This window comes from Mucilaginibacter sp. SJ, assembly GCF_028993635.1.
GTDB lineage: Bacteria > Bacteroidota > Bacteroidia > Sphingobacteriales > Sphingobacteriaceae > Mucilaginibacter.
Map to the genome: position 1 here is coordinate 3,062,175 of NZ_CP118631.1, position 16,715 is coordinate 3,078,889.

Sequence of the window (16,715 nt, forward strand, 5' to 3'; positions counted from 1 at the left end):
TGACAAGCTGCACCAGAGGTGCAAAAGGTTTGTAGAAACCATTTTGAATAGATTTTTGGTGTGCCAGCGGTACACAACTCCGGTGTTCCGTACCTCTGGCACGGTTGTTATCGGTATAATATTTTGCTACAAACCTGTTCCCCCTCTGGGGGATTTTCCTTAACTTAATGACATTGCTCAGCATGACACCCGTTTTAAGTTGTCATGGGTAGCGATAGCGCGGTAATCTCGTAGCTATGCTTAGCGGCTTTGCATATCGCACAGGCCTAACCACGAGATTGCCACGTCGCACCAGATGCTCTTTATCCACGCTGCTCCTTATAATGACATGGCTTTTAAGTTGGCTTTAACTTATGCTTGGCGTAATTTATTCCCCCCCGGCATAACAATGTTGACATACGGTTGTCATTACCATGTACTTATTTTGATTTACAAACCCTGTTTCTGGATTATTTGTATTTTTACATAACAACATGGATTTTCAATTAACATCTCAATATAAACCAACCGGCGACCAACCTGAAGCTATAAGGCAGCTGGTTGAAGGTATCAATAACGGCGACCCCTATCAAACCCTTTTGGGGGTTACCGGATCGGGCAAAACCTTTACAGTTGCCAATATTATAGCACAAACACAAAAACCTACGCTGATTCTGAGCCACAACAAAACATTAGCGGCACAGCTTTATGGCGAGTTTAAGCAGTTTTTTCCCGAAAACGCGGTGAACTACTTTGTGTCGTACTACGACTATTATCAGCCGGAGGCATTTATTCCTACAACAAATACTTACATTGAAAAGGACCTGCAGATAAACGAGGAAATAGAAAAACTTCGTTTACGCACTACCTCGGCATTAATGTCGGGCAGGCGCGATGTGATCGTAGTGTCGTCAATATCCTGCATTTACGGTATGGGCAACCCCGATGATTTTGCCGACTCGGTTTTCAAATTTGCCGTAGGTACGCGCATCAGCAGGAATGCTTTTTTACACCGGCTTGTAGAGATTCTATACGCCCGCACCACTGCCGATTTTAAACGCGGTACATTTAGGGTTAAGGGTGATACAGTGGATATTTTTCCGGCTTACCTGGATTATGCCTACCGCATCTCCTTTTTTGGCGACGATATTGAAGAGTTAAGCGCTTTTGATATTGGCACAGGCAAAACCATCGAAAAGATGACGCACATGGTGGTTTATCCCGCCAACCTGTATGTTGCCCCCCGCGAACGTTTTTTACAATCTATATGGGCGATACAGGAAGAGTTGGAAACCCGCAAAAAACAGTTTATTGATGACGGTCGGTTCCTGGAAGCCAAACGTTTGGAGGAACGGGTTAATTATGATCTGGAAATGATCCGCGAATTGGGTTACTGTTCGGGAATAGAAAACTACTCCCGCTTTTTTGACGGACGTAAGCCCGGTGCAAGGCCGTTCTGTTTGCTTGACTATTTCCCGGAAGATTACCTGATGGTGATTGACGAAAGCCACGTAACAGTTCCGCAGATCAGGGCCATGTATGGAGGTGACCGTTCGCGCAAGATCTCGCTGGTTGATTATGGCTTCCGCCTGCCGGCAGCTTTGGATAACCGTCCGCTTAATTTCCAGGAGTTTGAAAATCTTGCTCCACAAACCGTTTATGTAAGCGCCACGCCAGGCGATTTTGAACTGGAAAAATCAGGCGGTGTGGTGGTTGAACAGGTGATCCGTCCGACAGGTCTGCTTGATCCGGTGATTGACGTTCGCCCTGTAATAAACCAGGTGGATGACCTGCTGGATGAAGTAGATAAAACCATTAAAAAGGGCGACCGCGTACTGGTAACCACCCTTACCAAACGTATGGCCGAGGAACTGGCCAAATACATGGACAGACTGGGCATTAAATGCCGCTACATCCACTCGGAGGTTAAAACCCTGCAGCGTGTGGAAATTTTACGTGGATTGCGACTTGGTGAATTTGACGTATTGATAGGTATCAACTTATTGCGCGAAGGATTGGATTTACCTGAAGTATCCTTAGTAGCCATTTTAGATGCGGATAAAGAAGGTTTCTTGCGATCAGAGCGTTCATTGATCCAAACCATAGGCCGCGCAGCACGTAATGACCGTGGCCGTGTGATCATGTATGCTGATACCATAACCGATTCGATGCAGATCACGATGGATGAAACCAACCGCCGCCGCGAAATTCAGATCGCATATAACACGCAACATGGCATTACACCGCTAACGGTTGGCAAAACGCGCGAGGAAATTATGGAGCAAACATCAGTGGTCGACTTTAAGGGCGGTGTACAGCAGGCTTATGTAGAAACTGATACCCTAACCCTTGCCGCTGATCCGATAGTTCAGTATATGACCAAAGCCGACCTGAAAAAATCAATCGACAACACCAAAAAAGATATGCTCGCCGCCGCCAAAAACATGGATTTCCTGCTGGCTGCCAAACTACGCGACGAAATGTTTGCTTTGGAAAAAATGATGGAGGAGAAGTTTTAATCTTCAAATCTTCAAATTGTCTTATTTTCAAATTAAAGAAGCTACAGGTATCTTCAAATCATAATAAAACATTTTTAACGTTATATACCTTATATTTGTAAGCTCAAAATTAACAGTATGATTCTTATTCGTTTCCTGATCATATCTATTTGTATATTATACATTATCCGCAGCCTGGTACGCTACCTGCTGCCGTTCCTGTTTGAAAGTGTTGTAAACAAAGCTCAACAGCAATATCAGCAACAACAACGTAATTATAACGAAGGCCCAAAACCTGATGGAAAAATCAGGATTGATCATGTTCCGCAACCAAAAAAAGGCAGCGTACCTGATAGCGAAGGTGAGTTTATTGACTATGAAGAAGTAAAATAAATCAATAAATATGGACAATAATCCGGTATTTAACAGGCGGCAGAACCATAACAATACACCCGAGTCTATTACGCTGATTATTACCAATGTCATCGTATTTATAGTGGCCACTCAAATTTTTGCCAATTGCACTAAGATCAGCACTTTTTACTGGGTGATCATGGGTGCGCTGGGCGTTTATAACTTTTTCAACATCCGCAAATACCGCGAAGATTACGGCAAAGTGCAGGTTATTGCTTATGTGATATCTATTATTGTGCTGATTACCATGTTTTTCCTGCTGCGCAGCCGTGCGCAAACTTGTTAAGTTATTCCTTAACAAAACTTATAATTCCTATTCTCATTGTAATTTCTATTTTTGAGGAATATAATATCCATTTCAAAAAACTTAAATGAATAACTGGTTTAAGCGTAACGGCATTCATTTTGCCATAGCTGCAATTTTTTTAGTGATCTGCTTTATCTATTTAACCCCGGCTTTCCAGGGAAAAACATTAGGTGGTAACGACGTTACAAGGGCTCAATCAACCCAAAAAGAAATCAACGATTACAAAGCTAAAGACACTACGATACTCTGGACCAACCAAATCTATGGCGGTATGCCCACCTACCAGATATGGGCACCTTATAAAGCTAACTTAACATCATGGGTTGTAACCGGTATAAACTATACTTTCCCTGCTCCGGTTGGTACAGTATTGATGTTTTTATTAGGTACTTACTTTTTATTTATCGTGTTAAAGGTTAACCCATGGCTTGCGGCGGCGGGTGCGGTGGCGTTTACTTTTTCATCGTATAATATTATCCTGCTAACTGCAGGGCATGCCAACCAGGCGTTCGCCATTGCATTTTTTGGGCCGATACTTGCCGGGATTATCCTTACCCTTCGCGGTAAATATTTATTAGGTTTTTCTGTAACAGCTTTATTTCTTGCCCTGGAGATCAGGGCTAACCACGTGCAGATGACCTACTACCTGATGCTGGCCTTATTGATCATGGTTGGTATTGAACTTTACCATGCCATTAAAAACAAAACCTTAAATGCCTTTTTAAAATCGTTGGGATATATTGCCGCCGCAGTTTTATTGAGCATAGCAGTAAACGCCTCTATTCTTTGGAGCACTGCAGACTATGGCAACGAAACCATTCGCGGTAAATCCAACCTTACCCAGCATACTACTGAGCCGAGCAATGGTTTGCCTAAAGACTATGCTTATGAGTGGAGCCAGGGCGTTGGCGAATGTATCACATTCCTGATCCCTAATGCATACGGCGGCGGCGAGCAAGGTTCCACAGACCCTGATTCGCATGTGATAAAAGCTTTAAACGCAAGTGGTGCCGATCCTAACCAGGTTACCGGTATCTCTGCCAATTACCTGCCGCTTTACTGGGGTAATAAACCGTTCACCGCTGGTCCGTTTTATTTTGGCGCAGTAATTTGCCTACTGTTTGTATGGGGTTTAATGATTGTTAAAAACCGTATTAAATGGTGGCTGCTTGGCGCAGTGGTTTTAACCATGCTGTTATCTTTCGGCAGAAACTGGCCTTATTTATCCGATCTTTTCTTCAATTATTTCCCGCTTTACAATAAGTTCCGCGCGGTTGAATCAATACTGGCAGTTGCAGGTTTTTGCTTTCCAATCCTTGCTGTACTGGCGGTTAATGAGGCCATTGTAAATGAGGACAAAGCAAACCTGTTCAAAAAATTAAAAATCGCATTTTATATTACAGGTGGTATTGTATTGACTGTGGCTGTGGTACCTTCACTGCTTTTATCTTTCAGCGTAAGTGAGCAGCAGGCTGGTGTTATTGCACAAATAAGTCAGGCGCTTAAAACTGACAGCTCAGCCCTTACCCGCGCCCTAATTGCCGACAGGGAATCAATGGCGCAGGCCGACGCTGTCCGCTCACTTATCTTCATAGCTATTGCATTTGGGATTGCCTGGGCGTTCCTTAAAAAGAAGATCAATCCAACTGTTGCATCGCTTGCTTTCCTGGCGCTGATCCTTGTTGACCTTTGGGGTATCGATAAACGCTATTTAAATCAAGATCACTTTGCACCGAGACAGGATAATGAAACACCACAGCCGCGCGAAGTTGACCAGTTTATCATGAAAGATAAAGATCCTGATTTTAGGGTATTTGACGCCACACAATCAATCAAAGGCGATGGTCTTACACCATTTTTCTACAAGTCATTGGGTGGTTACTCGGCAGCAAGGCTAAAACGCTGGGAAGAGCTTGTTGATAATCAACTAAGCAAAAGCATTAACCAGGATGTTTTGGATATGATGAACGTGAAGTACATTATTAATTCTGATCCAAAAACACAAAACGTAGGCATGCAGGTAAATCAAACAGCCTGTGGCCACGCATGGTTTGTTAAAAGTATTAAATATGCCGACAATGCAGACCAGGAAATGGTAGCCATCAGCAGCTTTACACCAAAAGATGAAGCTATTGTTGATAAACAATACAAAAGCATTATCGACGAAAAAACTTTGGGAGCAGGTGCCGGCGAAGGCAAAATTGAGCTTACCAGCTACTCGCCCGACCATATGGTTTACACAAGCGGTTCTACCGCCTCACAAATTGCGGTTTTCTCCGAAGTATATTACAACAAAGGCTGGAAAATGTATATCGACGGTGTTGAAAAACCTTATTTCCGCGCCGATTATCTTCTGCGCGCAGCTCAGATCCCAATCGGCAACCACAAAATTGAATTTATTTTCCACCCGGCATCCTATTACACCGGCGAGAATATTTCGTTGGCGGGTTCAATTTTGCTGGTGCTTGCGCTGGGTGGTGCCGCATATACCGAAAACAAAAAGAAAGCTCCTGCTGCAAAACCGGCGGATAAGAAAAAAGCATAAGCAGCTTCATATTTAAAAGAAAGCGGTGGGTTAATACTCATCGCTTTTTTTGTGGGATTTTTTGTAAATTTACGATATGAGTAATCTACTTGACAGAATTACAGTTGATCCAAACATATGCCATGGGAAAGCGTGTATCAGGCATATGCGCTGGCCGGTTGAAGTTATTATTGACCTCATAGCATCTGGTATGTCATTTGATGATATCTTAAACGACCATCCGGAATTAGAAAAGGACGACATACTCGCTTCTTTATCTTATGCTAAGATTAGTTTATCGGGTAAATCTTTAGAAGAAGTACATTAATGGACTTCCTGATTGATGTGCATCTGCCAATAGCTCTTTCTAAATATCTGGACAAACAGAACGATTGCAGTTCTTTACACGTCAATCAAATACTTCAAAAATGGAATACTACAGATGCTGAAATCTGCAAATATGCGGATGAAAAGAATCTCGTAGTGATCACCAAAGATCAGGATTTTAAAAACTCACATTTCATAAATAAGACCCTAAAAAGATCATAAGGATAATATTAGGAAATATTTCAAACAGCGAACTTCTTCAACTTATTGAAGTAAACCTGCCTCTTATTCTGCAGTTGTCAACAAAAGACTCCTTTTATTTAGAATTGGGGACAGGACACATTATCGCGTTCGATTAATCATTCGTCCTCCTGTTCTTCAACCAGTACCAACCCAAATTAAAGGCGATAACAAAATGGTTAAAAACAGTGGGGATCAAGCCATAATTTCGCTTCATGATCTCAAAACGCTCCATCAAGCTTTGGCGGTGTTTTTTCTTCGACATGCCGCCTACCAGATATTTGGCCACGTAGCAGTTAACGTTGACTATCTTCGTAGCTTTTTTTGCTGCGCGGATTATCCAGTCGATATCTGAACTCAATTGATATCGGCGATCATAAGGTTCCGTCAGCGAACGCCTGATATAGATAGCCTGGTGGCTAATGCTCATGCCATATTTAAATCCGCGCCAGGTAAACGTTTCCGGTGCTTTGTGACGGCGCTGTCCTAAACTGCTGCCGTCTTCGGCTATCATTTCTGTCTCACCATAATAAATGTCGGCATCTTCTGCAGAAGCAAAAACAGCGGCAACAGTTTCGTGATCATAAAACTCATCTCCCGAGTTCATGAAGATCACATAATCACCGGTTGCCAGGGCAAGTCCTTTATTCATGGCATCGTAAATACCCTGGTCTTTTTCGCTGATGAACGCTGCAATTTGATTTTTGTATTTGTCGATTACCTGTAAAGTACCATCGTTGGATAAACCATCAACAATAACATATTCAATATTGGTATAAGTTTGATTAACTACCGACTGAATAGTACGCTCAATATCCCTTACGTTATTATAAACAATAGTGATAACGCTTAAGCGCGGATTAAACATTGCTACCTCCTTTGCTCAGTAATTGTTTATAAACTTCGACATGCTTTTTAGCGATCACCTCCTCTGAAAAACCGTCTATTACAGTTTGCCGGGCTTGTTGGTTCAACTTATCCCTTTCAGGATGTTTAATGATCCATTCCATCCCATCAGTAAAACTTTCGGACGAGCGATAAGTAGCAAGGTAGCCATTATACTGGTGCTGCACCATATCCGGGATACCACCTGTAGTAAAAGCGATTACAGGTGTACCGCAGCTCAGACTTTCCATTACGGTGTAAGGTAAATTATCCTCAAGCGAAGGGATCAAAAAAGCATCCGCCGCGGCGTAATGCACGGCGAGTTTCTCATCGTTATTGATGGTTCCTAAAAAGCTGGTTTTGAAAGGGAAGTCGGGCAGGTTCTCTGTGCCGCGGTTTCCAAAAACCACCAATTCTATCTGATCGGTTTCTGTACCCAAACGCTGCCTGAGCAATTCCATACTTTCCAACAGGTATTGAGTGCCTTTATGCAGATCCTTACGCGACGGCATAAATCCGCTTAAAAAAATAAATTTATCCGTTGGTAAGCCTGCCTTGGTTTTCGCTTCCTTTTTGTCTATCGGTTTAAAAACATCGGTTTCCAGCGTATTTGGAATATTGCTTGCGGCTTTGCCTCGCATCAAACTACTTTTCTTTACAGAAGCTTGCATCCATAAACTTGGGGCGATAATGTTGAAGTCGAGTTGTTGATAAGCCTTATTTTTTTGCTGCCAGATGCGGTGCGAAATATCATCATCGGCAGAGTTGATTAACAGCGGGCAGTTACCGCATTGTTGCTGGTAATGATCGCAGGTATAGCGCACATGACAACCACCGGTAAAGGCATTGCTGTCGTGAAAGGTCCACACCACAGGCTTGCCCAGCTTTCTAATTTCGGCTATATGTTTGGGATCCAGAAAGCCGTGATTAATCCAATGCAGGTGAATGATATCGGCGTTTTTAACATCGGGATATTTGATTACCGAACGGCCAAACCAGGTAAAGGAAAAAGGTGTACGGCTATGGGGTTTTAGAAACCGTTTAGCCAATATCCGCTCCAGAATAATAGTTGCGGCCGTATATGATTTTTGGATAATATTACGGTTAAAAGTCTTGATATCAGGATTATTTCCAAATTTATAATGTACTATAATTTTAGAATCGATATTTTGGCTAAGTAATGCCCGGTTAAGGCGCATGCAGGCCCTGCCCGCTCCGCCATTGCCGTCATACGTATTGAGGTGCACCACTTTTAACATGGCTCAAAAATACATTTATTCATAAAACTTAAACCATATGAAGAAACTATACATCGTATTGTTTTTGGCAACATTGTGCCAAACAAACCTTAAAGCCCAAACCACAAGCTATTTTACATCTAACCCAACCCTAACACCCGATGGCAAAACCGTAATTTTCACTTACGAAGGCGATCTTTGGAAAGCCGATATCAACAGCCCAGCCGCCACGCGATTGACCGCCATGCAGGGAGAAGAAACCAGTCCGCGGGTATCGCCCGACGGGCAATGGCTGGCCTTTTCATCAAACCAGTTTGGCAATAACGATGTATACGTAATGCCGCTTGCCGGCGGCGATATCAGGCAGCTTACCTATAACGATTCCGGCGATAATGTAGATTCCTGGACCTGGGACTCCAAATCCATTTACTTTAACTCAAGCCGTTACAATGGTTTCAGTGAATACAAAGTAGCGGCTACCGGCGGAACACCGGTGCGGTTGTTCGGTCATTATTTTAATACCATTCACGGCATTGTTGAACATCCGCAAACCGGCGAGCTGTTTTTCAGCAATACTTGGGAGAGTATTTATTTCCCAACCCGTAAGCATTATAAAGGCGCTTACAATCCCGATATTCAATCATACAATCCTAAAACCAAAGCCTATAAAAAATATACCGACTGGCAGGGAAAGGATTTCTGGACCACCGTTGATCAAAAAGGCAATATCTATTTTGTATCCGACGAGGGCAACGAGGAATATAACTTGTACACCTTTATCGACGGTAAAAAAACTGCTTTAACCCAGTTCCCGACATCCATTAAACGCCCGCAGGTTAGTGCCGATGGCAGTAAGGTTGTTTTTGAAAAGGATTACCAGATTTTTGTGTACGATGTGGCATCCAAACAAACGCGGAAGTTTAGCCTAAACCTGTTCCGCAATAATGTACTGCCTAAAGACCAATCGTTTGAAACAGGCGGTAAAATTGAGGGAGCAGCTTTATCACCCGACGGCAAAAAGCTGGCTTTTGTATCCCGCGGCGAATTATTTGTAAGCGATGCCGAAGGTAAATTCGGCAAAAAACTGGAGCGCAATACCACCGAACGCATTACTGAAGTAAGCTGGATGAGCGATAACAAAACCCTCATTTTTGGTCAAACCCTGGGTGGCTATCCCAACTGGTACACTATCACAGCAGATGGTACCGGAGCCGGAAAACAGCTCACATCAGATAAAGGCAGTAACCGCCTGTTGAGCATGAATAAAGACCGTACACAGGCCATTTATCTGAGCGGCCGTAATGAACTGAAACTTTTGGATCTGAAAACACTCACATCAAAAACTATTGTTACCGATGAGTTTTGGGGATTCTACAACCCTCCTCCGCGCTTTTCGCCAAATGGCGAGTACGTGGTATACAACGCTTACCGCAATTTTGAGATGGACGTTTTTGTTTATGAGATAAAAACCGGGAAAATACTGAACCTTACCAATAGCGGTGTTACAGAATCGGCGCCATTTTGGTCGCCGGATGGTAAGTATATTTATTTTGCGTCATCCCGTACACAGCCCGAGTATCCTTACGGCTCAAAAGATGCCCACGTTTACCGGATGCCTTTGCAAAAGTATGATGATCCTTTTAAGATGGATAAGTTTACGGCCCTGTTTAAAGAGGAGAAAAAAGACGACGATAAAAACAAAAAGGATAAGGACAAAAAAGCGTCTAACAAAAAGAAACCTTTATCTGAGCAGCCAACGCCTAAACCGCCTGCCGATATTGTGATAGACACCGAAGAACCGATGAAAAGACTGGAACGCATCAGCCCGGAGTTTGGCCAGGCCCAGGGACCTTATGTGATTCAAAAAGGAGATAAAACATTGGTTTACTATGCCTCAAACCATAGCGAAGGTAAGGGGGCGCTTTACCGTACCACCCTTGAAGCTTTTGAAAACCCTAAAACTGAAAAAGTTGGCAACGGCGACTTCGGCAATTACAACATTTTTGGCAATGGCGATAAATATTTTGTGCTGGCCGGAGGCAATATCTACAACCTAAACATCGATGCTAACAAAGTGGATAAGTTAGATATCAATTACAGCTTTACCCGTAACATGGCCGGGGAATTTACGCAGATGTTTGACGAAACCTGGGCCGGTCTGGATGAAAACTATTACGACGGCAATTTCCACGGGGCCGACTGGAAAAAGGTTCATGATTCTTACAAAGCATTTGTGCCCTATATTAACAATCGCTCAGATCTTCGCCTGTTGCTAAACGATATGCTTGGCGAGCTCAATTCATCGCACCAGGGCTTTTACTCAAACGGCAGCGAGGAAAAGAAAACCCTCAGCTACCGCACCATGGAAACCGGAATTATTTTTGACAATGATTCACCATACAAAGTCAGCAGTATAGTCATCCATAGTAATGCCGATAAAGCAGGTATCGATGTAAAACCGGGTGATATCCTGAAAGCAGTGAACGGCGTCACGGTTGATGAAAAACAGGACCGTAACTATTACTTCAGCAAACCGTCGCTTGATAAGGAAATTGAGCTAACCTTTAGCCGCGGCGGCAAAGATATTAAAGTGAAGCTACACCCGGAGTCAACCGGTGACCTGTCAGGCAATCTTTACGACGACTGGATCAAATCAAATGCTAAAACAGTTGCCGAAAAAAGTAAAAACCGCATCGCTTACTCATACATGAAAAACATGGGTGATGGCGCCCTGGAAGATTTCCTGGAAGATATGGTTGATGATGCTTATAATAAAGACGCGCTCATCCTCGACCTAAGATATAACACAGGCGGTAACGTGCATGATAATGTGTTGAGGTTCTTGTCGCAAAAGCCATATTTGCAATGGGCCTACCGCGATGGCAAAAAAACACAGCAATCAAACTTCGCGCCGGCGGCCAAACCGATCATCCTGCTCATGAACGAGCAAACCTTGAGCGATGGCGAGATGACCTCACAAGGCTTTAAGCAATTAGGCTTAGGCAAAATCGTCGGCACCGAAACTTACCGCTGGATCATTTTTACAAGCGGCAAAGGCTTAGTTGACGGTTCTTTTTACCGTATCCCTGCTTGGGGCTGCTACACCCTTGATGGCAAGGACATTGAAAAAACAGGTGTAACACCGGATATTTATGTAAAAACAGATTTTGCTGACAGGATTGAAAATAAAGACCCGCAGCTGGATAGGGCTATTGAGGAGATATTGAAACAATTTAAGTAATTAGTAGCAGTTTTTAGTGGCAGTAGCAGTTATAATAGTTTTATGAATTATTGTGACTGCTGCTATCATTTCAAGACAGCAGCAATGTGGTCTTGGTGGCTCCAAACTACAAATGCTACTAAAAACTGACGCTAATCGATTCCGACTGCCACTGCCACTACAAACTGCTACTGACCAATCTCTAACCACTAACCTCCAATCACTTATTTAGAACATATCCAAATAACATTTGTATAAAGCACTAACCGCTTTCAAATGTTATTTTTTGTAAATTCGCCGCTCTAAGGCCGGATAACGGGCTTAACGTCAATTTCTTTTACTTTTCACCTAAAAATCAAATACAAATGGCTTTTGATTTAGATATGATCAAAAAGGTTTACGACCGCTACAGCACACGTGTTGATGCTGCCCGTAAAGCGACCGGTAAACCCCTAACTTTAACCGAAAAGATTTTATATGCCCACCTTAGCGAAGGCGATGCTCAAAAAGCATTTGGTCGCGGGGTAGATTATGTTGATTTTGCACCAGACCGCGTAGCTATGCAGGATGCTACCGCGCAGATGGCCCTTTTGCAGTTTATGCAAGCCGGTCGCCCGCAGGTTGCCGTTCCATCTACCGTACATTGTGATCACTTAATACAGGCAAAAATTGGCGCTGTTGAAGATTTAAATACTGCTGTTGACGTTAACCGTGAAGTTTATGACTTCCTGGCTTCAGTATCTGATAAATATGGTATTGGTTTCTGGAAAGCCGGTGCAGGTATCATTCACCAGGTAGTGTTGGAAAACTACGCTTTCCCGGGTGGTATGATGATCGGTACCGACTCACATACACCTAATGCTGGTGGTTTAGGTATGATTGCTATTGGTGTTGGTGGCGCTGATGCTTGCGACGTAATGGCCGGCTTACCATGGGAGCTTAAATTCCCTAAACTTATCGGTGTTAAATTAACCGGTAAACTTTCTGGCTGGACTTCAGCTAAAGACGTTATCCTGCGTGTTGCTGGTATCCTTACCGTAAAAGGTGGTACCGGTGCTATTGTTGAGTACTTTGGCGAAGGCGCACGTTCAATGTCAGCAACCGGTAAAGGTACTATTTGTAACATGGGTGCCGAAATCGGTGCTACTACCTCTATCTTCGGTTACGACGAAAAAGCTGCTGCTTACTTAAAAGGTACAAAACGTGCCGATATCGCTGAACTTGCTGACGCTATCGCAGAACACCTAACCGGCGACGAAGAAGTTTACGCTAATCCAGAGCAATATTTCGACCAGGTTATCGAAATCAACCTGAGCGAGCTTGAACCACATGTAAACGGTCCGTTCACTCCGGATTTGGCATGGCCTATCTCTAAATTTGCAACCGCTGTTAAAGAAAACGGTTGGCCTACTAAATTAGAAGTTGGTTTGATTGGTTCATGTACCAACTCATCATACGAGGATATTACCCGTTCTGCTTCTATCGCTAAACAGGCTATCGATAAAAAATTAAAAACTCAGGCCGAGTTTACCATTACTCCGGGTTCTGAGCAGGTACGTTACACTGTTGACCGCGACGGTTATCTTGATACTTTTGCTCAAATGGGCGGTGTGGTATTGGCTAACGCCTGCGGACCATGTATTGGCCAGTGGGCCCGTCATACTGATGATCCTACCCGTAAAAACTCTATCATCACTTCGTTTAACCGTAACTTCGCTAAACGCCAGGATGGTAACCCTAACACCCACGCTTTCGTAGCGTCTCCTGAAATTGTTACCGCTTTCGCTATCGCGGGTGACTTAACCTTTAACCCACTTACCGATACTTTAACTAACGAAGCCGGTGAGCAAGTTAAATTTGATGAGCCTCAAGGCATCGAACTACCTGTAAAAGGTTTCGCTGTTGAAGATGCAGGCTACCAGGCACCAGCCGAGGACGGCAGCAAAGTTGAAGTTATCGTTTCTCCAACTTCATCACGTTTACAATTACTTGAGCCATTTAAAGCATGGGAAGGTACCGACATTACAGGCCTGAAATTACTGATCAAAGCTAAAGGTAAATGTACTACCGACCATATTTCGATGGCTGGTCCATGGTTGAAATTCCGCGGTCACCTGGATAACATTTCAAACAACATGCTCATTGGTGCTATCAACTACTTTAACCTTACTGCCGATAGCGTTAAAAACGAATTAACCGGCGAATACGGTCCGGTTCCGGCTACTCAACGTGCTTACAAAGCAGCAGGTATCGGTTCGATAGTAGTAGGCGACGAAAACTACGGCGAAGGTTCATCACGTGAGCACGCGGCTATGGAACCACGTCACCTTGGTGTACGTGCCATATTGGTAAAATCATTTGCCCGTATCCACGAAACCAACCTTAAAAAACAAGGTATGCTTGGTATCACGTTCGCCGATCCTAACGATTACGAAAAGATCCAGGAAGATGACAACATCGATATCACCGGCTTAACTACTTTTGCCCCAGGCCAGCAGTTAACCGTGGTATTACACCATAAAGATGGTTCAACCGAATCATTCCCTGTAAACCACACTTACAATGCTCAGCAGATTGAGTGGTTTAAAGCAGGCGGTGCGTTGAATATCATCCGCAAGCAAATGGCATCTTAATTTCGGATATCGGAATTTTGATTTCGGATTTAATATTGAAGGCCTTCCCATTTTGGGGAGGCTTTTTTGTTGGGTAAAAATATAAATAAGCGTCATTGCGAGGTACGAAGCAATCCCCGATTTGCAGAGCGACTATACAAGTGCCTCTGTACGGTTCGCGATTGCTTCGTACCTCGCAATGACGCGCGATAAAGCTTTGTCCTTTCCCTGGCCGTGTCCCTGCGGCCAACTATTTACAAAAAAAAACGCCCGTGATAACACGGACGCTGGGGGTAGATGTATTTTTCAATTCTATGAACCATCAACCATGATCCATGAACTAATTTTAGAATTTATATCTCACAAACGCTTCCATAGCTTCGTATTCAGCCAAACCAAGGCGGTCATAACGTTGAGCAGTGTCGCGGGTGCGGTCTTCTGCACGTACCCAGAACTCCCTTGCATCATCACCAGGGAACACCGGAGTATCTTTTTGCGACTGGTGTTTGAAGATCGCATTTCGCTTCCTGATCACTTCCTGTGGCGACAATGGTACGGCCATTTCTATCTCATAAGTCTCAAACTCATGCCATGCACCACGGTACATCCACAACCAGCAATCTTCTACCCAGGTTTCCTTGCCTTTTAATCGTTCTAATGCCGCTAAGATGATCTTGAAGCATACCAGGTGGGTACCGTTGGGATCTGCAAAATCGCCCGCTGCAAAGATCTGCTGTGGTTTTACTTTCTGAAGCAGGTCGATGGTCAACTGGATATCTTCCTCACCTACCGAGTTCTTTTTGGTTTTACCGGTTTCGTAAAACGGCAGCGCCATAAAGTGGATATGGTCATCCTGTAAACCTGCATACCTTGCGCCTGAAATCGCTTCTGTTTTCCTGATAAAGCCTTTTACGTTCCTGATCTCCTGGGTATCGATCTCGTTCGGCTGTTTGGTTGGAAAAAAGGTACGCATATCTTCATAGGATTTTTGAAGATGAGCAGTTTCTTCGCCGATGCTCTTTGTAAAGTCGATGGCAAATTCCATGTACCTCAAAACGTCGTCATCCCATACGGCGGTATTGCCGGATGTTTGGTAGGCCACGTGTACATCATGCCCCTGGTCTACCAAACGGATAAATGTACCCCCCATCGAAATCACATCATCATCGGGGTGCGGTGAAAAGATGATACTTCTCTTTTTGGCAGGCAACGCCCTTTCCGGTCTTTGCGAATCATCCGCATCCGGTTTACCGCCCGGCCAGCCGGTAATGGTATGCTGGATCTGGTTAAAAATATCAATGTTGATATTATATACCGGGCCCTGCTCTACCGCAAGTTGGGCCATGCCGTGGTTATTATAATCTTCTTCTGTTAGTTTCAGTACCGGTTTGTTAACCTCATTCGCCAACCAGATCACGGCCTTTTTCTTTAACCGGTTATCCCATACACAATCTTTCACCAGCCATGGGGTATCAAACCGGGTTAGTTCTGACGCTGCATCTGCATCCAGTACAAACTCTACATGTTGTGACAATTGCAGGTAGGTTGCAGGTACTTCGCCTGAGATCTCTCCTTCTACGGCTTTCTTGATGATCGGCGCTTTCTTCTTGTTCCAGGCCATCAATATGATTTCCCTGGCTTTGAAGATTGTGCCAATCCCCATGGTAATGGCCTTAGTTGGCACATCAGCTTTACCACCGAAATCGCGGGCAGCGTCACGTCTGGTCAGGTCGTCAAGCGTTACCATCCTTGTGCCTGAGTTTGGTGCAGATCCCGGTTCGTTGAAGCCGATGTGACCTGTACGACCGATACCCAAGATTTGAAGGTCTAACCCGCCAAGTTCTTCTATCTGCTTTTCATAGGCTAAACAGAACGCAACAACTTCGTCTTTATCCAAAGTACCATCAGGGATGTGAACATTGGCTTTATCGATATCTATATGGCTGAACAAGTTTTCGTACATGAAGGTTACATAGCTTTGCGCTGCTGTGGGTTTCATGGGGTAATACTCATCCAGATTGAAAGTGATCACATTCTTAAAGCTTAAGCCTGCTTCTTTGTGCTGCCTTACCAGTTCGGCATATACCCCTATCGGGGTTACACCGGTGGCAAGCCCTAATACCGCTTTTTCGCCTTTAGCTTGTTTCGCGCGGATCAGATCTGCTATCCGGTTCGCTACCGCTACCGAGGCTTCCTGTTGGTTGTTGTATACGCTTACCGGTAACTTCTCGTAACGTGTCTCTTCCAATAAATTTAATCGTGCCATAATTTGTTCAGAACCTATATGTTATATGTTAATGTTTAAAAAAGTCGCTATACAAAAAACCCCCGCCAAGGGCGAGGATTTTTATCAAACCAATTAACAAAAATGTTTATCCTCACCGACATGAGGGTAAAGTAAAGTGCGTATAATAATATGCTGTGCATTATCAATACAAACTTACTAAAACAAAATTTGAATTAAAAGAACT

At 43.8% G+C, this 16,715-nt stretch carries 11 protein-coding genes; 8 read left to right on the forward strand and 3 right to left on the reverse strand.

Features of this window, described 5'->3' with window-relative positions; translation table 11 throughout:
- The first annotated feature begins 473 nt into the window (after positions 1 to 473).
- The 6 genes from uvrB to MusilaSJ_RS28090 all read left to right on the forward strand — a co-directional run bounded on the left by uvrB (position 474) and on the right by MusilaSJ_RS28090 (position 6,271).
- On the forward strand, positions 474 to 2,498 hold the full coding sequence (gene uvrB, locus MusilaSJ_RS12260) for an excinuclease ABC subunit UvrB (RefSeq protein ID WP_091174530.1): 2,025 nt from the start codon (positions 474 to 476) through the stop codon (positions 2,496 to 2,498).
- Positions 2,499 to 2,615: 117 nt separating this feature from the next.
- Positions 2,616 to 2,870: a DUF4834 family protein gene (locus MusilaSJ_RS12265; protein ID WP_274990208.1), complete on the forward strand. Its 255-nt coding sequence runs from the start codon at positions 2,616 to 2,618 to the stop codon at positions 2,868 to 2,870.
- A gap of 10 nt (positions 2,871 to 2,880) precedes the next feature.
- On the forward strand, positions 2,881 to 3,177 hold the full coding sequence (locus MusilaSJ_RS12270) for a hypothetical protein (RefSeq protein ID WP_274990209.1): 297 nt from the start codon (positions 2,881 to 2,883) through the stop codon (positions 3,175 to 3,177).
- Between the two features lie 85 nt (positions 3,178 to 3,262).
- On the forward strand, positions 3,263 to 5,743 hold the full coding sequence (locus MusilaSJ_RS12275) for a glycosyltransferase family protein (protein WP_274990210.1): 2,481 nt from the start codon (positions 3,263 to 3,265) through the stop codon (positions 5,741 to 5,743).
- Between the two features lie 76 nt (positions 5,744 to 5,819).
- Positions 5,820 to 6,050, forward strand: coding sequence for a DUF433 domain-containing protein (locus MusilaSJ_RS12280; RefSeq protein WP_274990211.1), 231 nt, complete (start codon positions 5,820 to 5,822; stop codon positions 6,048 to 6,050).
- Positions 6,050 to 6,271, forward strand: a complete 222-nt coding sequence (locus tag MusilaSJ_RS28090) for a DUF5615 family PIN-like protein (RefSeq protein WP_446725134.1) — start codon at positions 6,050 to 6,052, stop codon at positions 6,269 to 6,271. Before MusilaSJ_RS12280 ends, MusilaSJ_RS28090 begins: the two co-directional genes overlap by 1 nt.
- A gap of 133 nt (positions 6,272 to 6,404) precedes the next feature.
- Here the strand turns inward: MusilaSJ_RS28090 and MusilaSJ_RS12285 are convergent, their stop codons facing one another.
- Both MusilaSJ_RS12285 and MusilaSJ_RS12290 read right to left on the reverse strand, forming a co-directional pair.
- Positions 6,405 to 7,157, reverse strand: a complete 753-nt coding sequence (locus tag MusilaSJ_RS12285) for a glycosyltransferase family 2 protein (protein WP_274990212.1) — start codon at positions 7,155 to 7,157, stop codon at positions 6,405 to 6,407.
- Positions 7,150 to 8,433 carry a glycosyltransferase family 4 protein gene (locus MusilaSJ_RS12290; protein WP_274990213.1) on the reverse strand — a complete coding sequence of 428 codons (1,284 nt, stop codon included), beginning with the start codon at positions 8,431 to 8,433 and terminating at the stop codon, positions 7,150 to 7,152. The genes MusilaSJ_RS12285 and MusilaSJ_RS12290 overlap by 8 nt, the downstream gene beginning before the upstream one ends.
- A gap of 37 nt (positions 8,434 to 8,470) precedes the next feature.
- Here MusilaSJ_RS12290 and MusilaSJ_RS12295 point away from each other — a divergent pair, with 37 nt between their 5' ends.
- Together MusilaSJ_RS12295 and MusilaSJ_RS12300 are read left to right on the forward strand one after the other, a co-directional pair.
- Entirely contained in the window at positions 8,471 to 11,653 is a 3,183-nt protein-coding gene (locus MusilaSJ_RS12295) for a S41 family peptidase (protein WP_274990214.1), read from the forward strand.
- 344 nt (positions 11,654 to 11,997) lie between these two features.
- Positions 11,998 to 14,265: an aconitate hydratase gene (locus MusilaSJ_RS12300; RefSeq protein WP_274990215.1), complete on the forward strand. Its 2,268-nt coding sequence runs from the start codon at positions 11,998 to 12,000 to the stop codon at positions 14,263 to 14,265.
- 325 nt (positions 14,266 to 14,590) lie between these two features.
- Here MusilaSJ_RS12300 and nagB read toward each other — a convergent pair whose 3' ends face one another.
- On the reverse strand, positions 14,591 to 16,510 hold the full coding sequence (nagB, locus tag MusilaSJ_RS12305) for a glucosamine-6-phosphate deaminase (protein ID WP_274990216.1): 1,920 nt from the start codon (positions 16,508 to 16,510) through the stop codon (positions 14,591 to 14,593).
- Positions 16,511 to 16,715 lie beyond the last annotated feature (205 nt).

What these genes read in the sequence shown, in the direction of transcription:
- MusilaSJ_RS12290 (WP_274990213.1), bottom strand. Translation starts at nt 8,433, where the DNA reads ATGTTAAAAGTGGTGCACCTCAATACGTATGACGGCAATGGCGGAGCG.
- MusilaSJ_RS12270 (WP_274990209.1), top strand. Translation starts at nt 2,881, where the DNA reads ATGGACAATAATCCGGTATTTAACAGGCGGCAGAACCATAACAATACA.
- uvrB (WP_091174530.1), top strand. Translation starts at nt 474, where the DNA reads ATGGATTTTCAATTAACATCTCAATATAAACCAACCGGCGACCAACCT.
- MusilaSJ_RS12280 (WP_274990211.1), top strand. Translation starts at nt 5,820, where the DNA reads ATGAGTAATCTACTTGACAGAATTACAGTTGATCCAAACATATGCCAT.
- MusilaSJ_RS28090 (WP_446725134.1), top strand. Translation starts at nt 6,050, where the DNA reads ATGGACTTCCTGATTGATGTGCATCTGCCAATAGCTCTTTCTAAATAT.
- MusilaSJ_RS12285 (WP_274990212.1), bottom strand. Translation starts at nt 7,157, where the DNA reads ATGTTTAATCCGCGCTTAAGCGTTATCACTATTGTTTATAATAACGTA.
- MusilaSJ_RS12300 (WP_274990215.1), top strand. Translation starts at nt 11,998, where the DNA reads ATGGCTTTTGATTTAGATATGATCAAAAAGGTTTACGACCGCTACAGC.
- MusilaSJ_RS12275 (WP_274990210.1), top strand. Translation starts at nt 3,263, where the DNA reads ATGAATAACTGGTTTAAGCGTAACGGCATTCATTTTGCCATAGCTGCA.
- MusilaSJ_RS12265 (WP_274990208.1), top strand. Translation starts at nt 2,616, where the DNA reads ATGATTCTTATTCGTTTCCTGATCATATCTATTTGTATATTATACATT.
- nagB (WP_274990216.1), bottom strand. Translation starts at nt 16,510, where the DNA reads ATGGCACGATTAAATTTATTGGAAGAGACACGTTACGAGAAGTTACCG.
- MusilaSJ_RS12295 (WP_274990214.1), top strand. Translation starts at nt 8,471, where the DNA reads ATGAAGAAACTATACATCGTATTGTTTTTGGCAACATTGTGCCAAACA.